At 44.2% G+C, this 15,751-nt stretch carries 18 protein-coding genes; 15 read left to right on the forward strand and 3 right to left on the reverse strand.

Features of this window, described 5'->3' with window-relative positions:
• Window positions 1–26: 26 nt before the first annotated feature.
• From Q1J64_RS00820 to Q1J64_RS00870, 11 genes are all read left to right on the forward strand, one after another.
• Window positions 27–1,283 (forward strand): molybdopterin molybdotransferase MoeA, encoded by a 1,257-nt coding sequence (locus Q1J64_RS00820; RefSeq protein WP_301107197.1) that lies wholly within the window; start codon window positions 27–29, stop codon window positions 1,281–1,283.
• Complete coding sequence (gene mobB / locus Q1J64_RS00825; protein ID WP_301107198.1) at window positions 1,280–1,756, forward strand: molybdopterin-guanine dinucleotide biosynthesis protein B; 477 nt, start codon at window positions 1,280–1,282, stop codon at window positions 1,754–1,756. The genes Q1J64_RS00820 and mobB overlap by 4 nt, the downstream gene beginning before the upstream one ends.
• Complete coding sequence (locus Q1J64_RS00830; protein WP_301107199.1) at window positions 1,753–2,199, forward strand: molybdenum cofactor biosynthesis protein MoaE; 447 nt, start codon at window positions 1,753–1,755, stop codon at window positions 2,197–2,199. Before mobB ends, Q1J64_RS00830 begins: the two co-directional genes overlap by 4 nt.
• The gene (gene moaD, locus Q1J64_RS00835) at window positions 2,196–2,429 is read left to right on the forward strand and encodes a molybdopterin converting factor subunit 1 (protein ID WP_301107200.1); all 234 of its coding nucleotides are present in this window, start codon (window positions 2,196–2,198) and stop codon (window positions 2,427–2,429) included. Before Q1J64_RS00830 ends, moaD begins: the two co-directional genes overlap by 4 nt.
• Entirely contained in the window at window positions 2,426–2,998 is a 573-nt protein-coding gene (gene mobA / locus Q1J64_RS00840) for a molybdenum cofactor guanylyltransferase (RefSeq protein WP_301107201.1), read from the forward strand. The genes moaD and mobA overlap by 4 nt, the downstream gene beginning before the upstream one ends.
• Window positions 2,995–4,020, forward strand: coding sequence for a GTP 3',8-cyclase MoaA (moaA, locus tag Q1J64_RS00845; protein WP_301107202.1), 1,026 nt, complete (start codon window positions 2,995–2,997; stop codon window positions 4,018–4,020). Before mobA ends, moaA begins: the two co-directional genes overlap by 4 nt.
• 13 nt (window positions 4,021–4,033) lie before the next feature.
• Complete coding sequence (locus Q1J64_RS00850; protein WP_301107317.1) at window positions 4,034–4,996, forward strand: 2-hydroxyacid dehydrogenase; 963 nt, start codon at window positions 4,034–4,036, stop codon at window positions 4,994–4,996.
• A 267-nt stretch (window positions 4,997–5,263) separates the two neighbouring features.
• A complete protein-coding gene (locus Q1J64_RS00855; RefSeq protein ID WP_301107203.1) occupies window positions 5,264–5,563 on the forward strand; it encodes a DUF4181 domain-containing protein in 300 nt (99 codons plus the stop codon).
• A gap of 17 nt (window positions 5,564–5,580) precedes the next feature.
• Window positions 5,581–5,919, forward strand: a complete 339-nt coding sequence (locus Q1J64_RS00860; protein WP_301107204.1) for a PepSY domain-containing protein — start codon at window positions 5,581–5,583, stop codon at window positions 5,917–5,919.
• A gap of 202 nt (window positions 5,920–6,121) precedes the next feature.
• Window positions 6,122–6,340 carry a hypothetical protein gene (locus tag Q1J64_RS00865; protein WP_301107205.1) on the forward strand — a complete coding sequence of 73 codons (219 nt, stop codon included), beginning with the start codon at window positions 6,122–6,124 and terminating at the stop codon, window positions 6,338–6,340.
• A gap of 205 nt (window positions 6,341–6,545) precedes the next feature.
• The gene (locus tag Q1J64_RS00870) at window positions 6,546–7,007 is read left to right on the forward strand and encodes a toxoflavin lyase-like VOC family protein (RefSeq protein WP_301107206.1); all 462 of its coding nucleotides are present in this window, start codon (window positions 6,546–6,548) and stop codon (window positions 7,005–7,007) included.
• Between the two features lie 143 nt (window positions 7,008–7,150).
• Here Q1J64_RS00870 and gloA read toward each other — a convergent pair whose 3' ends face one another.
• The 3 genes from gloA to Q1J64_RS00885 form a co-directional block, all read right to left on the reverse strand.
• Window positions 7,151–7,531 (reverse strand): lactoylglutathione lyase, encoded by a 381-nt coding sequence (gene gloA / locus Q1J64_RS00875; protein WP_301107207.1) that lies wholly within the window; start codon window positions 7,529–7,531, stop codon window positions 7,151–7,153.
• A gap of 107 nt (window positions 7,532–7,638) precedes the next feature.
• A complete protein-coding gene (gene gloB / locus Q1J64_RS00880; RefSeq protein WP_301107208.1) occupies window positions 7,639–8,340 on the reverse strand; it encodes a hydroxyacylglutathione hydrolase in 702 nt (233 codons plus the stop codon).
• Window positions 8,341–8,594: 254 nt separating this feature from the next.
• Window positions 8,595–9,479, reverse strand: a complete 885-nt coding sequence (locus tag Q1J64_RS00885) for a TetR/AcrR family transcriptional regulator (protein WP_301107209.1) — start codon at window positions 9,477–9,479, stop codon at window positions 8,595–8,597.
• 178 nt (window positions 9,480–9,657) lie between these two features.
• Here Q1J64_RS00885 and Q1J64_RS00890 point away from each other — a divergent pair, with 178 nt between their 5' ends.
• From Q1J64_RS00890 to Q1J64_RS00905, 4 genes are all read left to right on the forward strand, one after another.
• Window positions 9,658–11,160 (forward strand): DHA2 family efflux MFS transporter permease subunit, encoded by a 1,503-nt coding sequence (locus tag Q1J64_RS00890; protein ID WP_301107210.1) that lies wholly within the window; start codon window positions 9,658–9,660, stop codon window positions 11,158–11,160.
• Between the two features lie 250 nt (window positions 11,161–11,410).
• Window positions 11,411–13,264, forward strand: coding sequence for a hypothetical protein (locus Q1J64_RS00895; protein ID WP_301107211.1), 1,854 nt, complete (start codon window positions 11,411–11,413; stop codon window positions 13,262–13,264).
• Window positions 13,265–13,639: 375 nt separating this feature from the next.
• Window positions 13,640–14,047, forward strand: a complete 408-nt coding sequence (locus Q1J64_RS00900) for a hypothetical protein (RefSeq protein WP_301107212.1) — start codon at window positions 13,640–13,642, stop codon at window positions 14,045–14,047.
• Between the two features lie 211 nt (window positions 14,048–14,258).
• Window positions 14,259–15,734 carry an aldehyde dehydrogenase family protein gene (locus Q1J64_RS00905; RefSeq protein WP_301107213.1) on the forward strand — a complete coding sequence of 492 codons (1,476 nt, stop codon included), beginning with the start codon at window positions 14,259–14,261 and terminating at the stop codon, window positions 15,732–15,734.
• Window positions 15,735–15,751 lie beyond the last annotated feature (17 nt).

The following is a 15,751-nucleotide window of genomic DNA, read 5'->3' on the forward strand; positions in this document are numbered from 1 at the left end:
TATAACAAAAGAAAGAGGAGATGTAAGTGGTAGAAATTCGAAAGCCTATTCAAGTGGCAGAAGCTGTGGAACGCGTCATGGCTCACGTACATAAACTGGAAACGGAAATCCTTCCGTTAGAACAAACATATGGCCGCGTTCTTGCGGAGCCGATTATCGCAAAGCATGACGTGCCGCCGTTTGACCGTTCGCCGTATGATGGCTTTGCGATTCGTGCAGCTGACTCGGCCGGTGCTTCGGGTGAAGACCGCAAATCTTTTCAAGTGATTGGTGATATTGGCGCGGGATATGTGGCGGATCGTGCTGTCGAAGAAGGAGAATCGTACCGCATCATGACGGGTGCGCTGATTCCGGAACAAGCGGATGCGGTCGTTATGCTCGAGCAGACCGTGGAGAATGAAACGGGCTTCACCCTGCGAAAGCCGTTTGAGGCGGGAGAGAATATCTCGCGTCAAGGGGAAGATGCCAAAAAAGGCGAGCAACTAATAGAGGCGGGCACGGTCATTCATCCGGGCACGATCGCTTTGCTGGCGACATTTGGTTATTCGCAAGTAAAAGTCGCTAAACGGCCGGTCGCGGGAGTACTGTCGACGGGTACAGAATTGCTCGATGTATCGGATGAACTGGTGCCCGGCAAGATTCGTAACTCGAACGGACCCATGATCAAAGCGCAGTTGACGCGGATGGGGATTGAATACAAATCGTACGGGATGATGGAAGACGATCTTGATGCCTGCACGGAAATTGTGGAACGTGCGCTGCAGGAAACGGATCTGCTCATTACGACAGGCGGGGTTTCGGTTGGTGATTATGATTATTTACCGGTAATTTACGAACGACTCGGAGCGAAAGTTTTATTCAATAAAGTTGCCATGCGCCCCGGCAGTGTCACGACCGTTGCGGTGCTTGGTAATAAGCTGCTGTTCGGACTTTCAGGCAATCCATCTGCGTGCTTCAGCGGTTTCGAATTGTTCACGCGTCCGGCGATCCTATCGATGATGGGCTGCACGACGCCATATTTGCCACGGATCCAAGCAATACTCGGTGATGATTTCAAAAAGCCGAATCCTTTCACCCGTTTCATTCGGGCATCATGGGAGATGACGTCGCAAGGTATTACAGCGACACCTGCCGGCTTCAATAAATCGAATGCTGTCTCTTCGATTGCGCGCGGGAACTGTATCATCGCCTTGCCGAGCGGGACGAGAGGTTATGAAAAAGGTAGTCAGGTCGATGTGTTGCTGTTGGGTGCTGAGCAGGGTGTGGAGCGCTGGGAATTATGAAAACGCTGCATGTTACAGGTTTCAAGAATAGCGGCAAGACAGCGCTTGTTTCTCATTGGATCACGGTGCTGCGGAGCATGGGGCTTGAAGTCGCGGTGCTGAAACATCATGGTCACGGCGGCGCGCCGGAACTGCCGCCGGCTCACACAGATACCGTGCAGTTCCTTGAAGCAGGAGCTGTGTCGACTCTAGTGGCAGGTGGAAATATGATACAATTGATTCAACAGAAATGGCAGTCATTTGAGGAACTAAAATCACTGGCAGCATCAAATCAACCAGATGTTTTATTAATAGAAGGCTATAAACAAGAAGTGGGAGAAAAGATTGCTCTCCTCCGCAATGAAGGCGATTGGGAAGACTTGAAACAGCTGCAGGGCATCATTCACAAAGCATGTACAGAAGATATTTTCGCAGATATCTCTTCATTGGATGAGTGGTTACAAAAATGGGTGCAGGAAGGCGGAGACAAATGAAGCAATATGAGATTACGGATCAGCCGATTGATCCGCAAGTATACAGTGAATTTGTTTTGCATCCCGCTGCCGGTGCGGTGACGGTCTTCACCGGACATGTGCGCGAGTGGACGCACGGTGTTCGGACGCTGTATTTGGCGTATGAAGCGTATGTGCCGATGGCGGAGAAGAAGCTGGCAGAAATCGGGGCGGAAATGGAAGAAAAATGGCCTGGAGTAAAGGTTTCCATGGCACACAGAATCGGTGAATTGAAGATTTCCGATATCGCAGTCGTCATTGCAGTCTCTTTCCCGCATCGCAAGCAGGCCTATGAAGCGAATGAATATGCGATTGAACGTATCAAGGAAGTCGTGCCCATCTGGAAGAAGGAAATTTGGGAAGACGGCGAAGAGTGGATCGGCGCACAGAAGAAATATCCAGAGAAAGGGAGCGGGTTACAGTGATTACAGTTCATTACTTTGCAAGACTGCGAGAGTTGACGGGTAAAGGAGAGGAATCTTTGGATCGCGCTCCTTTGACGGTGCAAGAACTCTTGGATTGGGCAGAAACGACGTATCCAGGTTTCGGAAAAGATACGATTCACGTTGCGGTGAATGAAGAATACGCGAGAAAAGAAGATGTCATTCAAGCAGGTGACGTGTGTGCGTTCATTCCGCCGGTGAGCGGGGGATGAAGCAGACCGTTGGCATTTTACTCGCTGGCGGCCAGTCGCGCAGATTCGGTTTTCCGAAAGCGTTTGCGGAATTTCAAGGACATCCTTTTTATCACTATTCGCTAGAGGCATTGCGTCCTTACTGCGAGGAAATCGTAATCGTAGCACGTCCTGAATTTCTGGAGAAACTGCCAGAAGAACTTCATTTGACGACGGATTTAGAAATGTATGCGGGAATGGGACCCCTTGCCGGCATTCTGTCGGGAATGGAAGCGGTCGAGGCGGAACGTTACGTTGTACTGCCTTGCGATATGCCGTTTATCGAAGAACGGGTAATCGGGAAGCTGCTTGACAGGCACCGGGAAGATGTGTCGGCAGTGACTGTGGACGGCAAGCTTCATCCGCTTGTCTCAATTTGGAAAAATTCAGTAAAACCGACCATCCGTCAGGCACTTGATGAAGGAAATCGCCGCGTCATGCACGTTCAGGCTCAGCATAATGGATTATGGATTGAAGGTGATCTGCTGACTGACAAGCCGGAAATCGTATTTAAAAATGTCAACACGCCATGTGAGCTTGAAAGGAGATGAGGAAGATGGATGCTGTCGTTGATCAGCTTGGGCGACCGATTAGGGATTTGCGGATTTCGGTCACAGACCGTTGTAATTTCCGCTGTACGTATTGCATGCCAAAAGAAATTTTTGGAGATGATTATTTATTTTTGGCGAAGGATCAGCTGCTTTCATTTGAAGAATTGGAACGTCTGGCACGTGTCTTTGCGAAGTTGGGTGTGAAGAAACTTCGGCTGACGGGTGGGGAACCGCTGATGCGCCGGGATTTGCCGGAGCTGATCCAGAAGCTTCAAGACATCGAGGGAATTGAAGACATCGGACTGACGACCAACGCGGTGCTGCTTGGAAAATATGCGCAGCCGCTCTATGATGCAGGGCTGCGGCGTCTGAATATCAGTTTGGACGCACTCGATCCAGAATTGTTCGGCCGGATCAACGGACGCGGCATCTCGCCTGATCTCGTTCTGGAAAACATTAAAATGGCTAAGGACATCGGTTTTACGATTAAAGTGAATATGGTCGTGCAAAAAGGGGTCAATGAAAGTGAAATTCTTCCGATGGCGGCGTATTTCAAGGAGTTGGGCATTACGCTGCGCTATATCGAGTTCATGGATGTCGGTAATGATAACGGCTGGAGTTTCGATAAAGTAGTGACGAAGAAAGAAATCTACGACATGCTGGCTGCCGTCTACGACATGGAACCGGCAGAAGAGGAGTATTACGGAGAAGTCGCCAAACGTTATCGCTATCTAGATTCGGATAAAGGTGCGCAAGTCGGTTTCATCACGTCCGTTTCGGAATCTTTCTGCTCGACGTGCACGCGTTCCCGATTGTCTTCTGAAGGCAGACTGTATACGTGTCTATTTGCATCGGACGGATTCGATATTCGCGAATTAATTCGCTCCGGTAAGACGGATGAAGAGTTATTTGAAGCGATTGCGAACGTATGGAGAGACAGAAAAGATCGCTATTCGGATGAACGTTCCGAACAGACCGTGAAGAACCGCAAGAAAATCAATATGAACTATATTGGGGGCTGATGGATTGGAGTCTGTGAAACCTGTATTGTTTATTAACCGGAATATGCCGGAAGAAATGGTTGCGCCGCTTCGTGAAGTCTATGAAGTGGACATGTGGCCTTCTGCAAGTGGTGCGGTGCCGCGTGAGGTGCTACTTGAAAAAGCTGCTTCTGCACATGCATTATGGACAATGATTTCCGACCAAATCGACGAAGAAGTGCTCGATGCCTCGCCCAACCTGAAAATAATTACGAATATGGCGGTCGGCTATAATAATATTGATGTAAAAGCAGCCCAGGAAAGAGGAGTCATCGTTACCAATACGCCGGATGTGCTGACGGAAACGACGGCAGATCTGGCGTTTGCTCTATTGATGGCGACAGCTCGCAATTTGATGGGGGCCGAGCATGCATTGCGTGACGGCAAATGGACATCGTGGGAGCCGCTTGGTTTCACGGGAATGGATGTCTATGGCGCGACGCTCGGCATCATCGGCATGGGCCGGATCGGTGAAGCGGTGCTGCGGCGGGCCAAGGGTTTCGACATGAATGTCTTGTACCATAACCGCAACAGGAAATCGGAAATGGAAGATATGTATGGCTGCCGCTATGCAGTGCTACCTGATTTACTGGCTCAGTCTGATTTCGTGCTTATACTCGTGCCGTTCAGTGAGGAAACTAGAGGAATGATCGGCAAGGAACAACTCGAACAAATGAAAAAGACCGGTATTCTAATTAACGTCGCGCGCGGCGGCATTGTGGATGAAGAGGCACTGTTCGAAGCGTTGCAGAAAAAACGAATTCATGCGGCGGGCCTAGACGTATTCGAAACAGAACCCGTTCCGCTCGATAGCCCCTTACTGACTCTGCCGAATGTAACCGTATTACCTCATATTGGCAGTGCGAGCTTACCTACGCGTTTAGCGATGATGAAGCTGAATCAGCAGGCTTTGCTGGCATGGGCAAGAGATGAAGAACCAAATCACAGAGTCTGGTAATCCTAGCGAAAGTGTACAGGATGACGTGAAGAATGCGTATAATTGAGTGGTACAAAAGCTGAAATGACAAATAGATTAATATAGAATTTGCACATCAACCAGCACCGTATCTAGCGGTGCTTTTTCATTTTTTAAATTACTTTTGGATATCTTTGGTATAATGGTATTGGGCTATGGAATGGAGAAGAATATTGTTGTTCAGTAAATGGGGCATTATATTAAAGTTGACTAAGTGTTTATTCTAAGATAGTGGGTGAGATTGAAGGAATGATTTATTATGGAGTTGAATCCTATTTTTGGCTAAAACTTATTTTATTATTAGTCATCATTGGGTTATTGTTCTTTTCGTTTAGCGCAATTATGAGAAGGATTCTTAAAGTTGAAAAAAGGAAACCATTCTCAAATAATCATTTGAATCCCTTGCACAAGAAAATTGATTGGACAATTAGAATTACCTTTATTGTTGCAATGATAGCCGGAGGTTTCATAAATATTTCGGGACACAATATCGCAAACTGGCCAAATCGTGGAGTTTGCCTTCGATTTACATCACGACCAGGTAATTGACGAGGGAGAGCGATCAATTGAAAAAACTGTTACTTGTTTTAGTTATGATTATTGTGATGTTTTTTTTATACTCATATCAGTTACCAATTATGAGTACAGGGGAAGCGATAGATAGTGCACAAAAACACTTGCAAAATCCACCAAAGGAGTGGGGAAAAACATTTTCAGACTATGATTGGAATGATACTACATTAGAAAACGTTGTTGTTTCACTAAATCAAAAGAATGGTTTCTGGAACAACTTAACAAATAGAATGAATTGGGAAGTCACGATAAAAAATAACGGCTCAGAGCCAACAGTTGTTATAGATGCTTATACGGGTAAACTTATTGATATAAATGGACCATTAAACTAAGTATCCTATTTTACTGTTCAAGTAACGGGTGCATATTGTAGAACAACGGTTTTAAACCGCTATCTAACTAACGGGTACGATTCAGGAATAAGAATTGCATCCTTTTTTCAGTGATAGGACTAAATGAGTCAAGAAAGTAGCATGTAAAATCAGAGTGATAATAACAATACTAGTAATTAATAAAAGAGTGGGAGGAAGAAATTTGAAAGAGTTCATTACTGTCTTTATCACTTGTCTCGTTTTTGGTGGAGCTTTCACATTTTTCTTAGCCGGGTATATCCTAGATAACTTTTGGGGAACTTTTCTTATAATCGCATTTCTGTTGTCAGCTTTCATTACGGTTTTAGTGAAGATGTCAATTAAAATTGAAGAACTAGAAAAGAAAGTAGAAAGTTTAATGATTATTGAAAAGGAAAAGTAATCGTTACACTTATGAGCTTCAAAAATCGGGCCATTATCTAGAAGAATTCAAATCATGAAAATGAAATAGTATTAGCAATAAAATTATCGATTCTAATAACAGATAGGATGGAGGATTTCAGTGGAAATTAAAGAGGCAATTTTAAGGACCAGAGATATTTGCTTTTGATATTCCCTCAAACAAGTTTGGAGAAGCTAAAAAGTGGGTGGAATCTAAAGTAAAGTTAAATTTGGAAGACGGTGAGGATGAAGCTGATTTTTCACATATTCCTGCTCATTCTCTATATTTTTATGACCCTGCCGGTAATATAGTTGAATTTATTTCTCGTCACGGTACAGCAGAAGAGAGCGAAGAAGCCTTTTCACAAAAGAGTATTTTAAATATAAGCGAAATGAGTTTAACGGTAGTGGATGCCAGTAAGACTCAGGAAAAACTTTTAAACTTAGGAATCAATGAGCGTGATGGTGATCCAATTAGTGATTCATCACTTAATTTCATGGGGAAAAGTGCAATCGGTCCATTCCTATTATTAACTCAACCTGGACGGAGATGGATTTTCTCTAATAAGCTCTCGGCTATTCATCCATTAGAAATTGTATTCGATACGAATGACAGAGTAGTAGTAACGGACAGTTACGAAGTGTTAATTAATCCATCCATTTCCTAAAATGCTTATTCAGTTAACGACAGGCACTCGCCTAACTAGAAATGACATGACAGTAAAATAAAAGCCTAAATCTCGTTTCTCTGTTTTGTAAATAGAGGGTCGAGGGGTAGGCTTTTTACAATCATTTTTGTATTTAGAACGTTTTAGTGCTTACGCTTTACTTCGATTCTATAGCCGTCAGGGTCAGTAACAAAGAAGTAAGAAGGTGCTTCACCTGAAAGTCCTCTCAATTCGCCTGTTTCATAAGAGGAAGCTTTACAAATTTCATGCATCTTTTCTAAATCATTTACTGTTACACCTAAATGACTGAAACCATTTCCTATAACATATGGATCTGCATCATAATTATAAGTAAGTTCTATTTGTACTGAAGAGCCTGGCGAATTTAGATAAATTAAATCAAATTTATCTTCAGGGAATTCTCTGCGACTGGCTACTTCAAAATCAAAAAGCTCAGTATAAAAATCTAATGTAGCCTCAATGTCTCTAACACGTAAACAAATTTCAACGAGTACTTGGTCCATAATATCATCCTCCGTATTTTCATTGATCAATCTAATCTTATCTTAGATACTATATAAGTGCACTTGATGCGATTGAATAAAGTTAATTGTTATAACCAGTAATTGTTCTAGAAATCATCACGGGCGTTACGCAATTCGATAAAGTCCTCCAATGTTTCCGCTTGCAGAAAGAGGTTAATTTCCTTCTCCATGCCGATCGTTGTCGGGAGTGTTGGCTGTCCTTTAGCACGCAATTCCCGGACCTCCTCCAATGAATGGGAGATTTTTTTATTTTCCGGATGCATGTCGTATGCAAAACGTAAATTAATTTCGGTATACTCGTGACCGGGGTAAACATTTATATCATCATCCAAGCGCTTAAATTTCTGCAAAGTTTCATATTGAGCTTCGTAATCGCCGGTAAAAACCCGACCGCATCCAGCTGAAAACAAAGCATCCCCGCAAAAGAGGTGATCTCCCATTAAAAAACTGATATGGCCATGCGTATGACCTCCTGATTCGTAGACTTGGAAAGTTTGGCCCAACAAGTCAAAGGAGTCTCCTTCCTTTACAACACGATTTACTAAGTCCTCTGTTTCTTTCGGTCCATAAACAAGACATTCCGGATGACTCGCTAGAATCTCTTGTACCCCACCGGTATGATCTTCATGCATATGAGTTAAAAGAATGGCCGCCAAACGATGCTGTTTTTCTTCAAGATAATCCAGAACAACGCTCGCTTCTCCTGGATCAACCACAACTGCCTCAGTTTCTTCTTGAATGTACCATATATAATTATCAGAAAAGGCTTTGATTGGATGAATAAGCACCTTATGATTCCTCCTCTTTTTTATAGTTATTTGCGGTTTGGAGACTAGTTTTCCCCTTCCGCTGACAAGTTTTAGTTTATCCGACTATCATAACACAGAGATTAGTCATATACATGAAGGAGACAACCTACTCTGCCTGTAATCTACTCCTTAATCCTGTTCCTTATTATAGTTTTTACTAAGTGTTTTCCTCTTAAACGTCGGCACATAAACAGACCCCCAATTCATCTACGAATCAGGGGTCTGTTTGGTGATTAGCATTCAGTCTTATCAATAAACAGCCAGACAGCAGCAGACAGCTCCACCACCTGCAACTGCAAATCAGTATCTTCAAACGATTGCCTGAAAGAACGGGCGACTGATTTCAGCAAATAGATCCTCGGCGCCTCTGTCGACAGTTCATCAAGCAAGAACTGTGCATATAACTTTCCTGCATCTTCTTTATCAGATAGTTGTCCGATAAATTCTCGCAGTTTTCCGACCAATACTTCCTGTGTCATCGGCTGAAGTTCTACGCCTTTCAAAATATTCTCGATTAAATTATGTGATAGAAAATGGTCATCCCGCTCTATAATATCCGGCACGACGACTTCCATCCGTTGCATGACGAATTCGATGAGCTGCTTTGTATCCAGTTGCTCAGACGTTGAGCTCTTCCATACGTTCAATGAATGCTGAATGAATCCAAAAATCAGCGAAGCACAGTCATACGCATACCGTTTCGCTTTTTCTCCGTAGATATCGGTAAGTCGTTTCGCTATCCACGTGAGTTCCCGGTAATGCATTTGTTTAACGAATTGCCGCAATTCATCATCTGGCGAATGAACGATCGTTTCTAATAACGGCAATAAGTTCTGCTCCCGATTCATCGTCAGCCGAATATAAATCTGATCCGAAAGAAGCTGCGGGTCAGATAAGTCTCTGCCGATTGCGAGTTCATTTCGACGCAGGAATGATAAGTAGTAGGCGTCGCGCAAAATAGCCATTAGGCATTCATTTTTAGAAGAAAAGTAGTTATAGAAAGTTCCTTTTGATATATGGGCTTCATCCAAAATATCTTGAATGGATGTCGCCTGAAAACCACTCTTAATAAATAGCTGTTTAGCGGCTTGTAACACATGTTTTTTTCGGTCGTTCATGATCTCCCACCTGCATCTGTATGAAGTTTTATACATATAGTATAATCCATATAGTAATCAAATAACCTTATAATATCAATGATTATCAATACTTGAAAGTTTTTAGTTGAAAAAAATGAACTAGCGGTATAAAATGAGTTTCTGGTTTAATTTTATAGGTGAAAAATAGGAGGAAGAAATGGAAGAGACATTAGATATTAAGAAAATGCATGAAAACCCTCCTTATGGGGTCATTGCAATTCTGTTCATTGGGGCCTTTGTCGCCATCCTGAATAATACACTGCTCAATATTGCGCTGCCTGTCATTATGAATGAATTTTCGATTCGTCCGTCAGATGTTCAATGGCTGACAACGGGATTTATGCTTGTGAATGGGATTATGATTCCGGCAAGTGCTTATTTTATAACGAAGTTCACGAATAAGAAGATATTCCTGACAGCGATGGTGCTGTTTTCTCTAGGTACATTTTTAGCGATTGTTGCACCAACATTCAGCCTTCTGATTGTTGCGCGCATGATCCAGGCTTCAGGTTCAGCATTGATGATGCCGCTCTTGATGAACGTCATGCTTACAGCGTTTCCGATTGAGAAACGGGGAACAGCACTCGGAATGTTCGGCCTTGTCATGTTCACGGCGCCGGCAATCGGGCCGACACTTTCAGGCTGGGTAGTCGAGCACTATTCTTGGCGAATGCTGTTCATCATCGTCCTGCCAATTGCGTTGATCACAATCGTATTTGCACTGTTTAAAATGAAAAACATCACGCCGAACCGCGATGTCAAATTGGATGTATCTTCTCTCATCCTATCGAGTGTCGGATTCGGCAGTCTGCTCTACGGCTTCAGTTCTGCCGGTGATAAGGGCTGGGATGCACTAGAAGTGTACGGAATGATAGCTCTCGGTACAGTATCGCTCGTAATTTTTGTTTTGAAACAGTTGAAGATGGAAGAGCCGCTGCTGGATATCCGTATTTATAAATATCCGATGTTCGCCCTGGCTTCTGTCATTTCAATTGTTCTGTCAATCGCGATGTTCTCGGGAATGATTCTTACGCCGCTTTACGTACAGAACGTCCGTGGCATTTCACCATTCCATGCAGGGATTCTCATGCTGCCGGGGGCTGTTTTGATGGGAATTATGTCGCCCATCACCGGTAAACTGTTCGATAAATACGGACCGCGCGCGCTTGCTTATACCGGGCTGACAATCGCGGCTGTCACGACTTATTTCCTAAGTCGTCTCGAGCTTGATTCCGGTTATTACTACTTGATGATGCTCTACACTGTCCGGATGTTCGGACTTTCTATGGTAATGATGCCGATCATGACGAACGGTATGAATTCACTGCCAATGAAATCCAATCCGCATGGTACTGCAGTGAACAATACGCTGCAACAAGTGTCTGGTGCGATCGGCTCTGCTTTATTGCTGACGATCATGACCAACCGGCTGGATAAATCGGCTGCTGCTCAGGTGCAGGACTTGACGGCATCGGGAGTAGATATTTCTTCAATGAAAGAAGAGATCGAGCGTACTGCAATGCTCGACGGAATCAATCACGCGTTCTTCATCTCTACGATCATTACGGTCGGTGCTTTGATACTGGCACTCTTCATTAAACGAGTCGTTCCGCCGAAATTTGAGCCTTCGGAAGAAAATGTGGGGAAATTTAAGTCATAAAGATAAAGTTTCGTATGCTTACGGGCATGCGGGACTTTTTTTGAATTCAGCAGCAGACTGCGACCTCAATAAGTAGTTAACGCTGATGAGGGTATGCACTCAGCAATTATCAAACACCCGCTGAATCCAAATAAAGCCTCTGGCGGATGTCATGGATTTTGAATTGCGCAAATGCAATTCAAAATCCAGACACAATCACGCTAGGGTATGATTGATATGTTATGATAAAAAGAAAAAGGTTGTGTTCGATGTGATAGGAAATAAAGAGAATTGTCCATGCGGCAGCGGAAAAATGGTACAGGATTGCTGCGGCAGGACAACTGAACCGGGCACCAATCAAATTCAGCTGGAATTGATAAATATACTTAACTCCTATTATGAAACGGCTTTGCCGCCTGGAGATGTTCAGCGTCTGCAGGAAATGCTGGGAGCTTGGAATCAGCGTCTTGGTGGATGGATGGAAGAGGAAGAATTAATGTCGAATGTCAGCGATTATTATTTCTTCGTAGTCCGCAAAGATCTTTGGCGTCGTCATTTAGTCAAAGCATTGAACCGAACGCAGAATAAAGCCGTGCGCGGTATCCTGAAAAACTGGCAGAATTCATTCGTCACATTTGCTGAAGTGACTTCATCTGACGAACAGGTCTATCATATGAAGGAAATCCTCGGCGAAGGGGAATATATGTTGGCGAGGGAAGAGGGAGAGCCGGAAGATGTCCGTGTGGTTCTCGCGATTGTGTTGGAGGAATGGCGCAATGACGAGCGCTGGGTCATGCCGATTTCAGCGGTTGCTGTCAATAAACATATGAGCGATGAACTGGTGGAACAAGTCCGCAAACTTGCAGAAAGCAGCGATGAACAAAATAGTTTTGACTTCTTTAAAGACTATTTGCTCGATATTTACGAGTTTGTCTGCAAGCTGGATGCACAGACATTGTCGGATGTTGTGGAGCAGAACTTCACGCCGCTTCAGCAGGAAGTGGTCGAGATTTTGGATGCAAAGCTCGAAGACATGGAATTATTACCAGGTGCCTATGAGATGCTGCTTTCCTTGATGGCCTATTATTTCGTAGAAAAACAGCCGAAGTTCCGCAAGCCTGAAGTGCTGGCTGCTGCTGCATTCCAGCTTGCTTCCGATGTCCGCATGATGCCGGAAATCTATACACAGGCAGAAGTGGCTAAACTATTTGGAGTTTCAGTTTCCTCATTCAAAAAACATACGGATGCCCTGTATGAAAAGATTGGTGAACTGGAAGAAGTGATGGCGGAAGGCAATGGCTCAGGTGCGCCGTATTATATCGGAACGGATCCACGTCCGGACGAGCAGACGCATTGGCAAATACATATGCTGTCAGCAAATCAAGATTTTGATTCGATGGAAGAAGCGCAAGCCTATATCCAGCAAGCGATGCAGAAGCCGTTTGAACCGGAAAATCGCCAGCAGGAATCTCAGATGCTTTGCTATATGGCCTATCATGCGGAGACACCTGAACAGCGCAATGATTTTGCAGAAATGGCGTATGGTGCGGATCCGACGAATGTTGATGCCTTATTGCTGCGTGCAGAGATGACGGATTCTAAAGAGGAAAAGGGCAAGTTGCTGAAACAGGCTGTATTCTCAGGTGAGAAGCAATTTGACGACCGTGCGGAAGATACATGGGCATTTGTCACAAACCGCCCGTATCTACGCGCTTTATTGACATATGGCGTTTGGCTGTACGGTCAGGAACGCTACGGCGAATCAAGCGAAATGTTCTTGATTGCGCTGACGAGTGATCTGCATGACTATCAAGGCATACGCTATCTGGCTATTTCGTCGCTGATTTATCAGAATGAAATCAAGCAGGCTGAGCAGGTGTTGAACGCTTGCACAGAAATTTCAGAGCATGATGCAGCGTATTTGTATTTATCTTGGCTGATTGAGATGGAGAAATCTCAGGGTGCCAGTGAGAAGAGTGCAGAGCTGTTTGTGAGAGCGGAGCAGGCGAATCCTTATGTCGGCGCGCTGATTCATACGTCTGCTGAAAAGATGAAGTACCCGAGAGCTGCCGAAGTGAAGCCTGGTACACCAGAAGAAGCACAGTATATTTGGTTTCTTATGTAAGTAATTTCAACCGTCGTGGCCAGTCATGTAATTAGACGGGCCACGACGGTTTTTTAAAAGGACTTTCTGAATAAGCTCGGTATAATAGCAGTAGGGGAAGTAGTTATTACAAGGTCAACAAATGGGCTAGTTTCATGGAATGGAATGTTTAAATGTAATTGTGCAATCGTCCTTAATTCGGACGATTATTTTTTTGGAGAATTCTTTAGAAAAAGTTCGGCTAGTTTAAATGACAGATGGAGTTATTTTTGACTCGTTAATGGCTAATAACCAACTAATAAGAAAATAACATTAGTCATACCATAGACTATCGTGACCATTTTCAGTAACCCACATAAGATGTAAGAAGTGTGATTTTGATAAAGGGGGATTTTTATGAGAAGGTTCTTTTATTATGTAGGATGGACAATCGTTTTAGGAATTATTATTTTTACCGGTAATCAATATCAGCTCTCGTTGAAACAAGATTATATGAAAAATATTGACGCCATGTCATTTGTTTTGTTTTCATCTATATTTCCTATTGTTATTGGAATACTGCTCAGATTACCAAACCTTATAAATGAAATGAAGGAGAACGGACAATGGACATTTGATTGGGCCAAATTCATTGGGATTGGGTTGCCGTCTTTGTGTGTTTTATCCATGTATGTACTACTATTTTATGTACCTGAAAGCATACTGCCGTTTATATCACAAGAGATTTTTCTTGGTAATTCAACAGTCCAAATAATAGCTGGGGTTGTGTTTGGTTTTGTCTTGCTAGATAGTGTAAAGAAGTAATGAAGCGTCATATAGGTAAAATATAGAGACCTAATTCATAAGCGAATTAGGTCTCCTTTGATTTGCGGTATAAGTTACATACTGCTGCAAACCAGTGCATCAAAAGTTTGGAATACATATCTCTTTAAAGGAATAGCATAGTATATTGTCGAACAATTCTATATAAGGAACTGAATCGAAAACTATGCGAACCAGGAAGGGAGACAAACAAATGAAACTGACAAACTATATCGACGGAGTGTGGCAAAAAGAGGGCGCGACTTATACCGCAGTCATTAATCCGGCGAACGGAGAAGAATTGGCTCAAGTTCCTCTATCTACAACAGAAGACGTAGAGAAAGCAACGGCTGCGGCTAAAAAAGCACAGAAGAAGTGGGCGCTGGTTCCTGCACCGAAACGTGCCGATTATTTGTATGAAATCGGGCATCTGATGAAAGAACGGAAAGAGCATCTCGCGCAAGTTCTGACGAAAGAAATGGGCAAAGTCATCGAAGAAGCGCGCGGTGAAGTGCAGGAAGGGATTGACATGGCCTATTATATGGCAGGGGAAGGGCGCAGAATGTTTGGTGAAACGGTGCCGTCCGAGCTACAGGATAAATTCGCGATGAGCGTCCGTGCGCCTATCGGGGTTGTAGGACTGATCACCCCGTGGAATTTCCCGATTGCCATTGCCACGTGGAAATCGTTCCCGGCCATTGTCGCCGGCAATACATTCATTTGGAAACCCGCCACGGAAACGCCGTTGATGGCTTATGAAATGTCGCTGATTTTTGAAGAAGTTGGCCTGCCGCATGGTGTTGCAAATATCGTGTTTGGTGCAGGATCAGATGTAGGAACTGCGATGATTGAGCATCCGGATATCCGGGTGATTTCATTCACAGGTTCCACGGAAACAGGTCGTCATGTCGCAGAACTTGGCGGACGTCACTTGAAAAAAGTATCACTCGAAATGGGCGGTAAGAATGCAGTAATCGTACTGGATGATGCAGATCTGGAGCTCGCGGTTGAAGGGATCCTGTGGAGTGCGTTCGGGACGGCGGGACAGCGCTGTACGGCATGCAGCCGGGTGATTGTACATGAAGATGTGAAAGAAGATTTGCAGAAACGTCTCGTTGAAAGTATGAAAAAGCTGACGATGGGTGACGGGCTGGATGAATCGGTAAAAGTCGGACCTGTCATCAATGAAAAGGCGCTCGAAAAAATCAGCAGCTATATTGAAATCGGTAAGCAGGAAGGCGCGAATTTGATTGCAGGCGGCAATGTGCTGAATGAAGGAGAATACGCCAATGGTCATTATTTCGAACCAACTTTATTCGCAGATGTGGCTTGGGACAGCCGCTTGGCTCAGGAAGAGATTTTCGGACCTGTCGTTTCGCTGATTACCGTGAGCAGTTTGGAAGAAGCGATTGAAGTAAACAACAGCGTGGCGTACGGCTTGTCGAGTTCGATTTTCTCGCAGGACGTCAATAAAGTGTTCCAGGCGCAGCGTGATCTGGATACGGGAATCGTTTATATAAACGCCGGCACGACGGGTGCGGAAATTCATTTGCCGTTCGGCGGCACGAAGGGAACTGGCAACGGCCACCGCGATTCAGGGGTGGCGGCGCTCGACGTCTTTACGGAATGGAAGAGTATCTATATCGATTACAGCGGAAAACTGCAGCGTGCACAGATCGATACGGACTAATCAACAGGAAGAAGGGA

This window comes from Sporosarcina sp., from assembly GCF_029257255.1.
GTDB lineage: Bacteria > Bacillota > Bacilli > Bacillales_A > Planococcaceae > Sporosarcina.

What these genes read in the sequence shown, in the direction of transcription:
- mobB (WP_301107198.1), top strand. Translation starts at nt 1,280, where the DNA reads ATGAAAACGCTGCATGTTACAGGTTTCAAGAATAGCGGCAAGACAGCG.
- Q1J64_RS00830 (WP_301107199.1), top strand. Translation starts at nt 1,753, where the DNA reads ATGAAGCAATATGAGATTACGGATCAGCCGATTGATCCGCAAGTATAC.
- mobA (WP_301107201.1), top strand. Translation starts at nt 2,426, where the DNA reads ATGAAGCAGACCGTTGGCATTTTACTCGCTGGCGGCCAGTCGCGCAGA.
- moaA (WP_301107202.1), top strand. Translation starts at nt 2,995, where the DNA reads ATGAGGAAGATGGATGCTGTCGTTGATCAGCTTGGGCGACCGATTAGG.
- Q1J64_RS00855 (WP_301107203.1), top strand. Translation starts at nt 5,264, where the DNA reads ATGATTTATTATGGAGTTGAATCCTATTTTTGGCTAAAACTTATTTTA.
- gloA (WP_301107207.1), bottom strand. Translation starts at nt 7,531, where the DNA reads ATGGACCAAGTACTCGTTGAAATTTGTTTACGTGTTAGAGACATTGAG.
- Q1J64_RS00885 (WP_301107209.1), bottom strand. Translation starts at nt 9,479, where the DNA reads ATGAACGACCGAAAAAAACATGTGTTACAAGCCGCTAAACAGCTATTT.
- Q1J64_RS00890 (WP_301107210.1), top strand. Translation starts at nt 9,658, where the DNA reads ATGGAAGAGACATTAGATATTAAGAAAATGCATGAAAACCCTCCTTAT.
- Q1J64_RS00900 (WP_301107212.1), top strand. Translation starts at nt 13,640, where the DNA reads ATGAGAAGGTTCTTTTATTATGTAGGATGGACAATCGTTTTAGGAATT.
- Q1J64_RS00905 (WP_301107213.1), top strand. Translation starts at nt 14,259, where the DNA reads ATGAAACTGACAAACTATATCGACGGAGTGTGGCAAAAAGAGGGCGCG.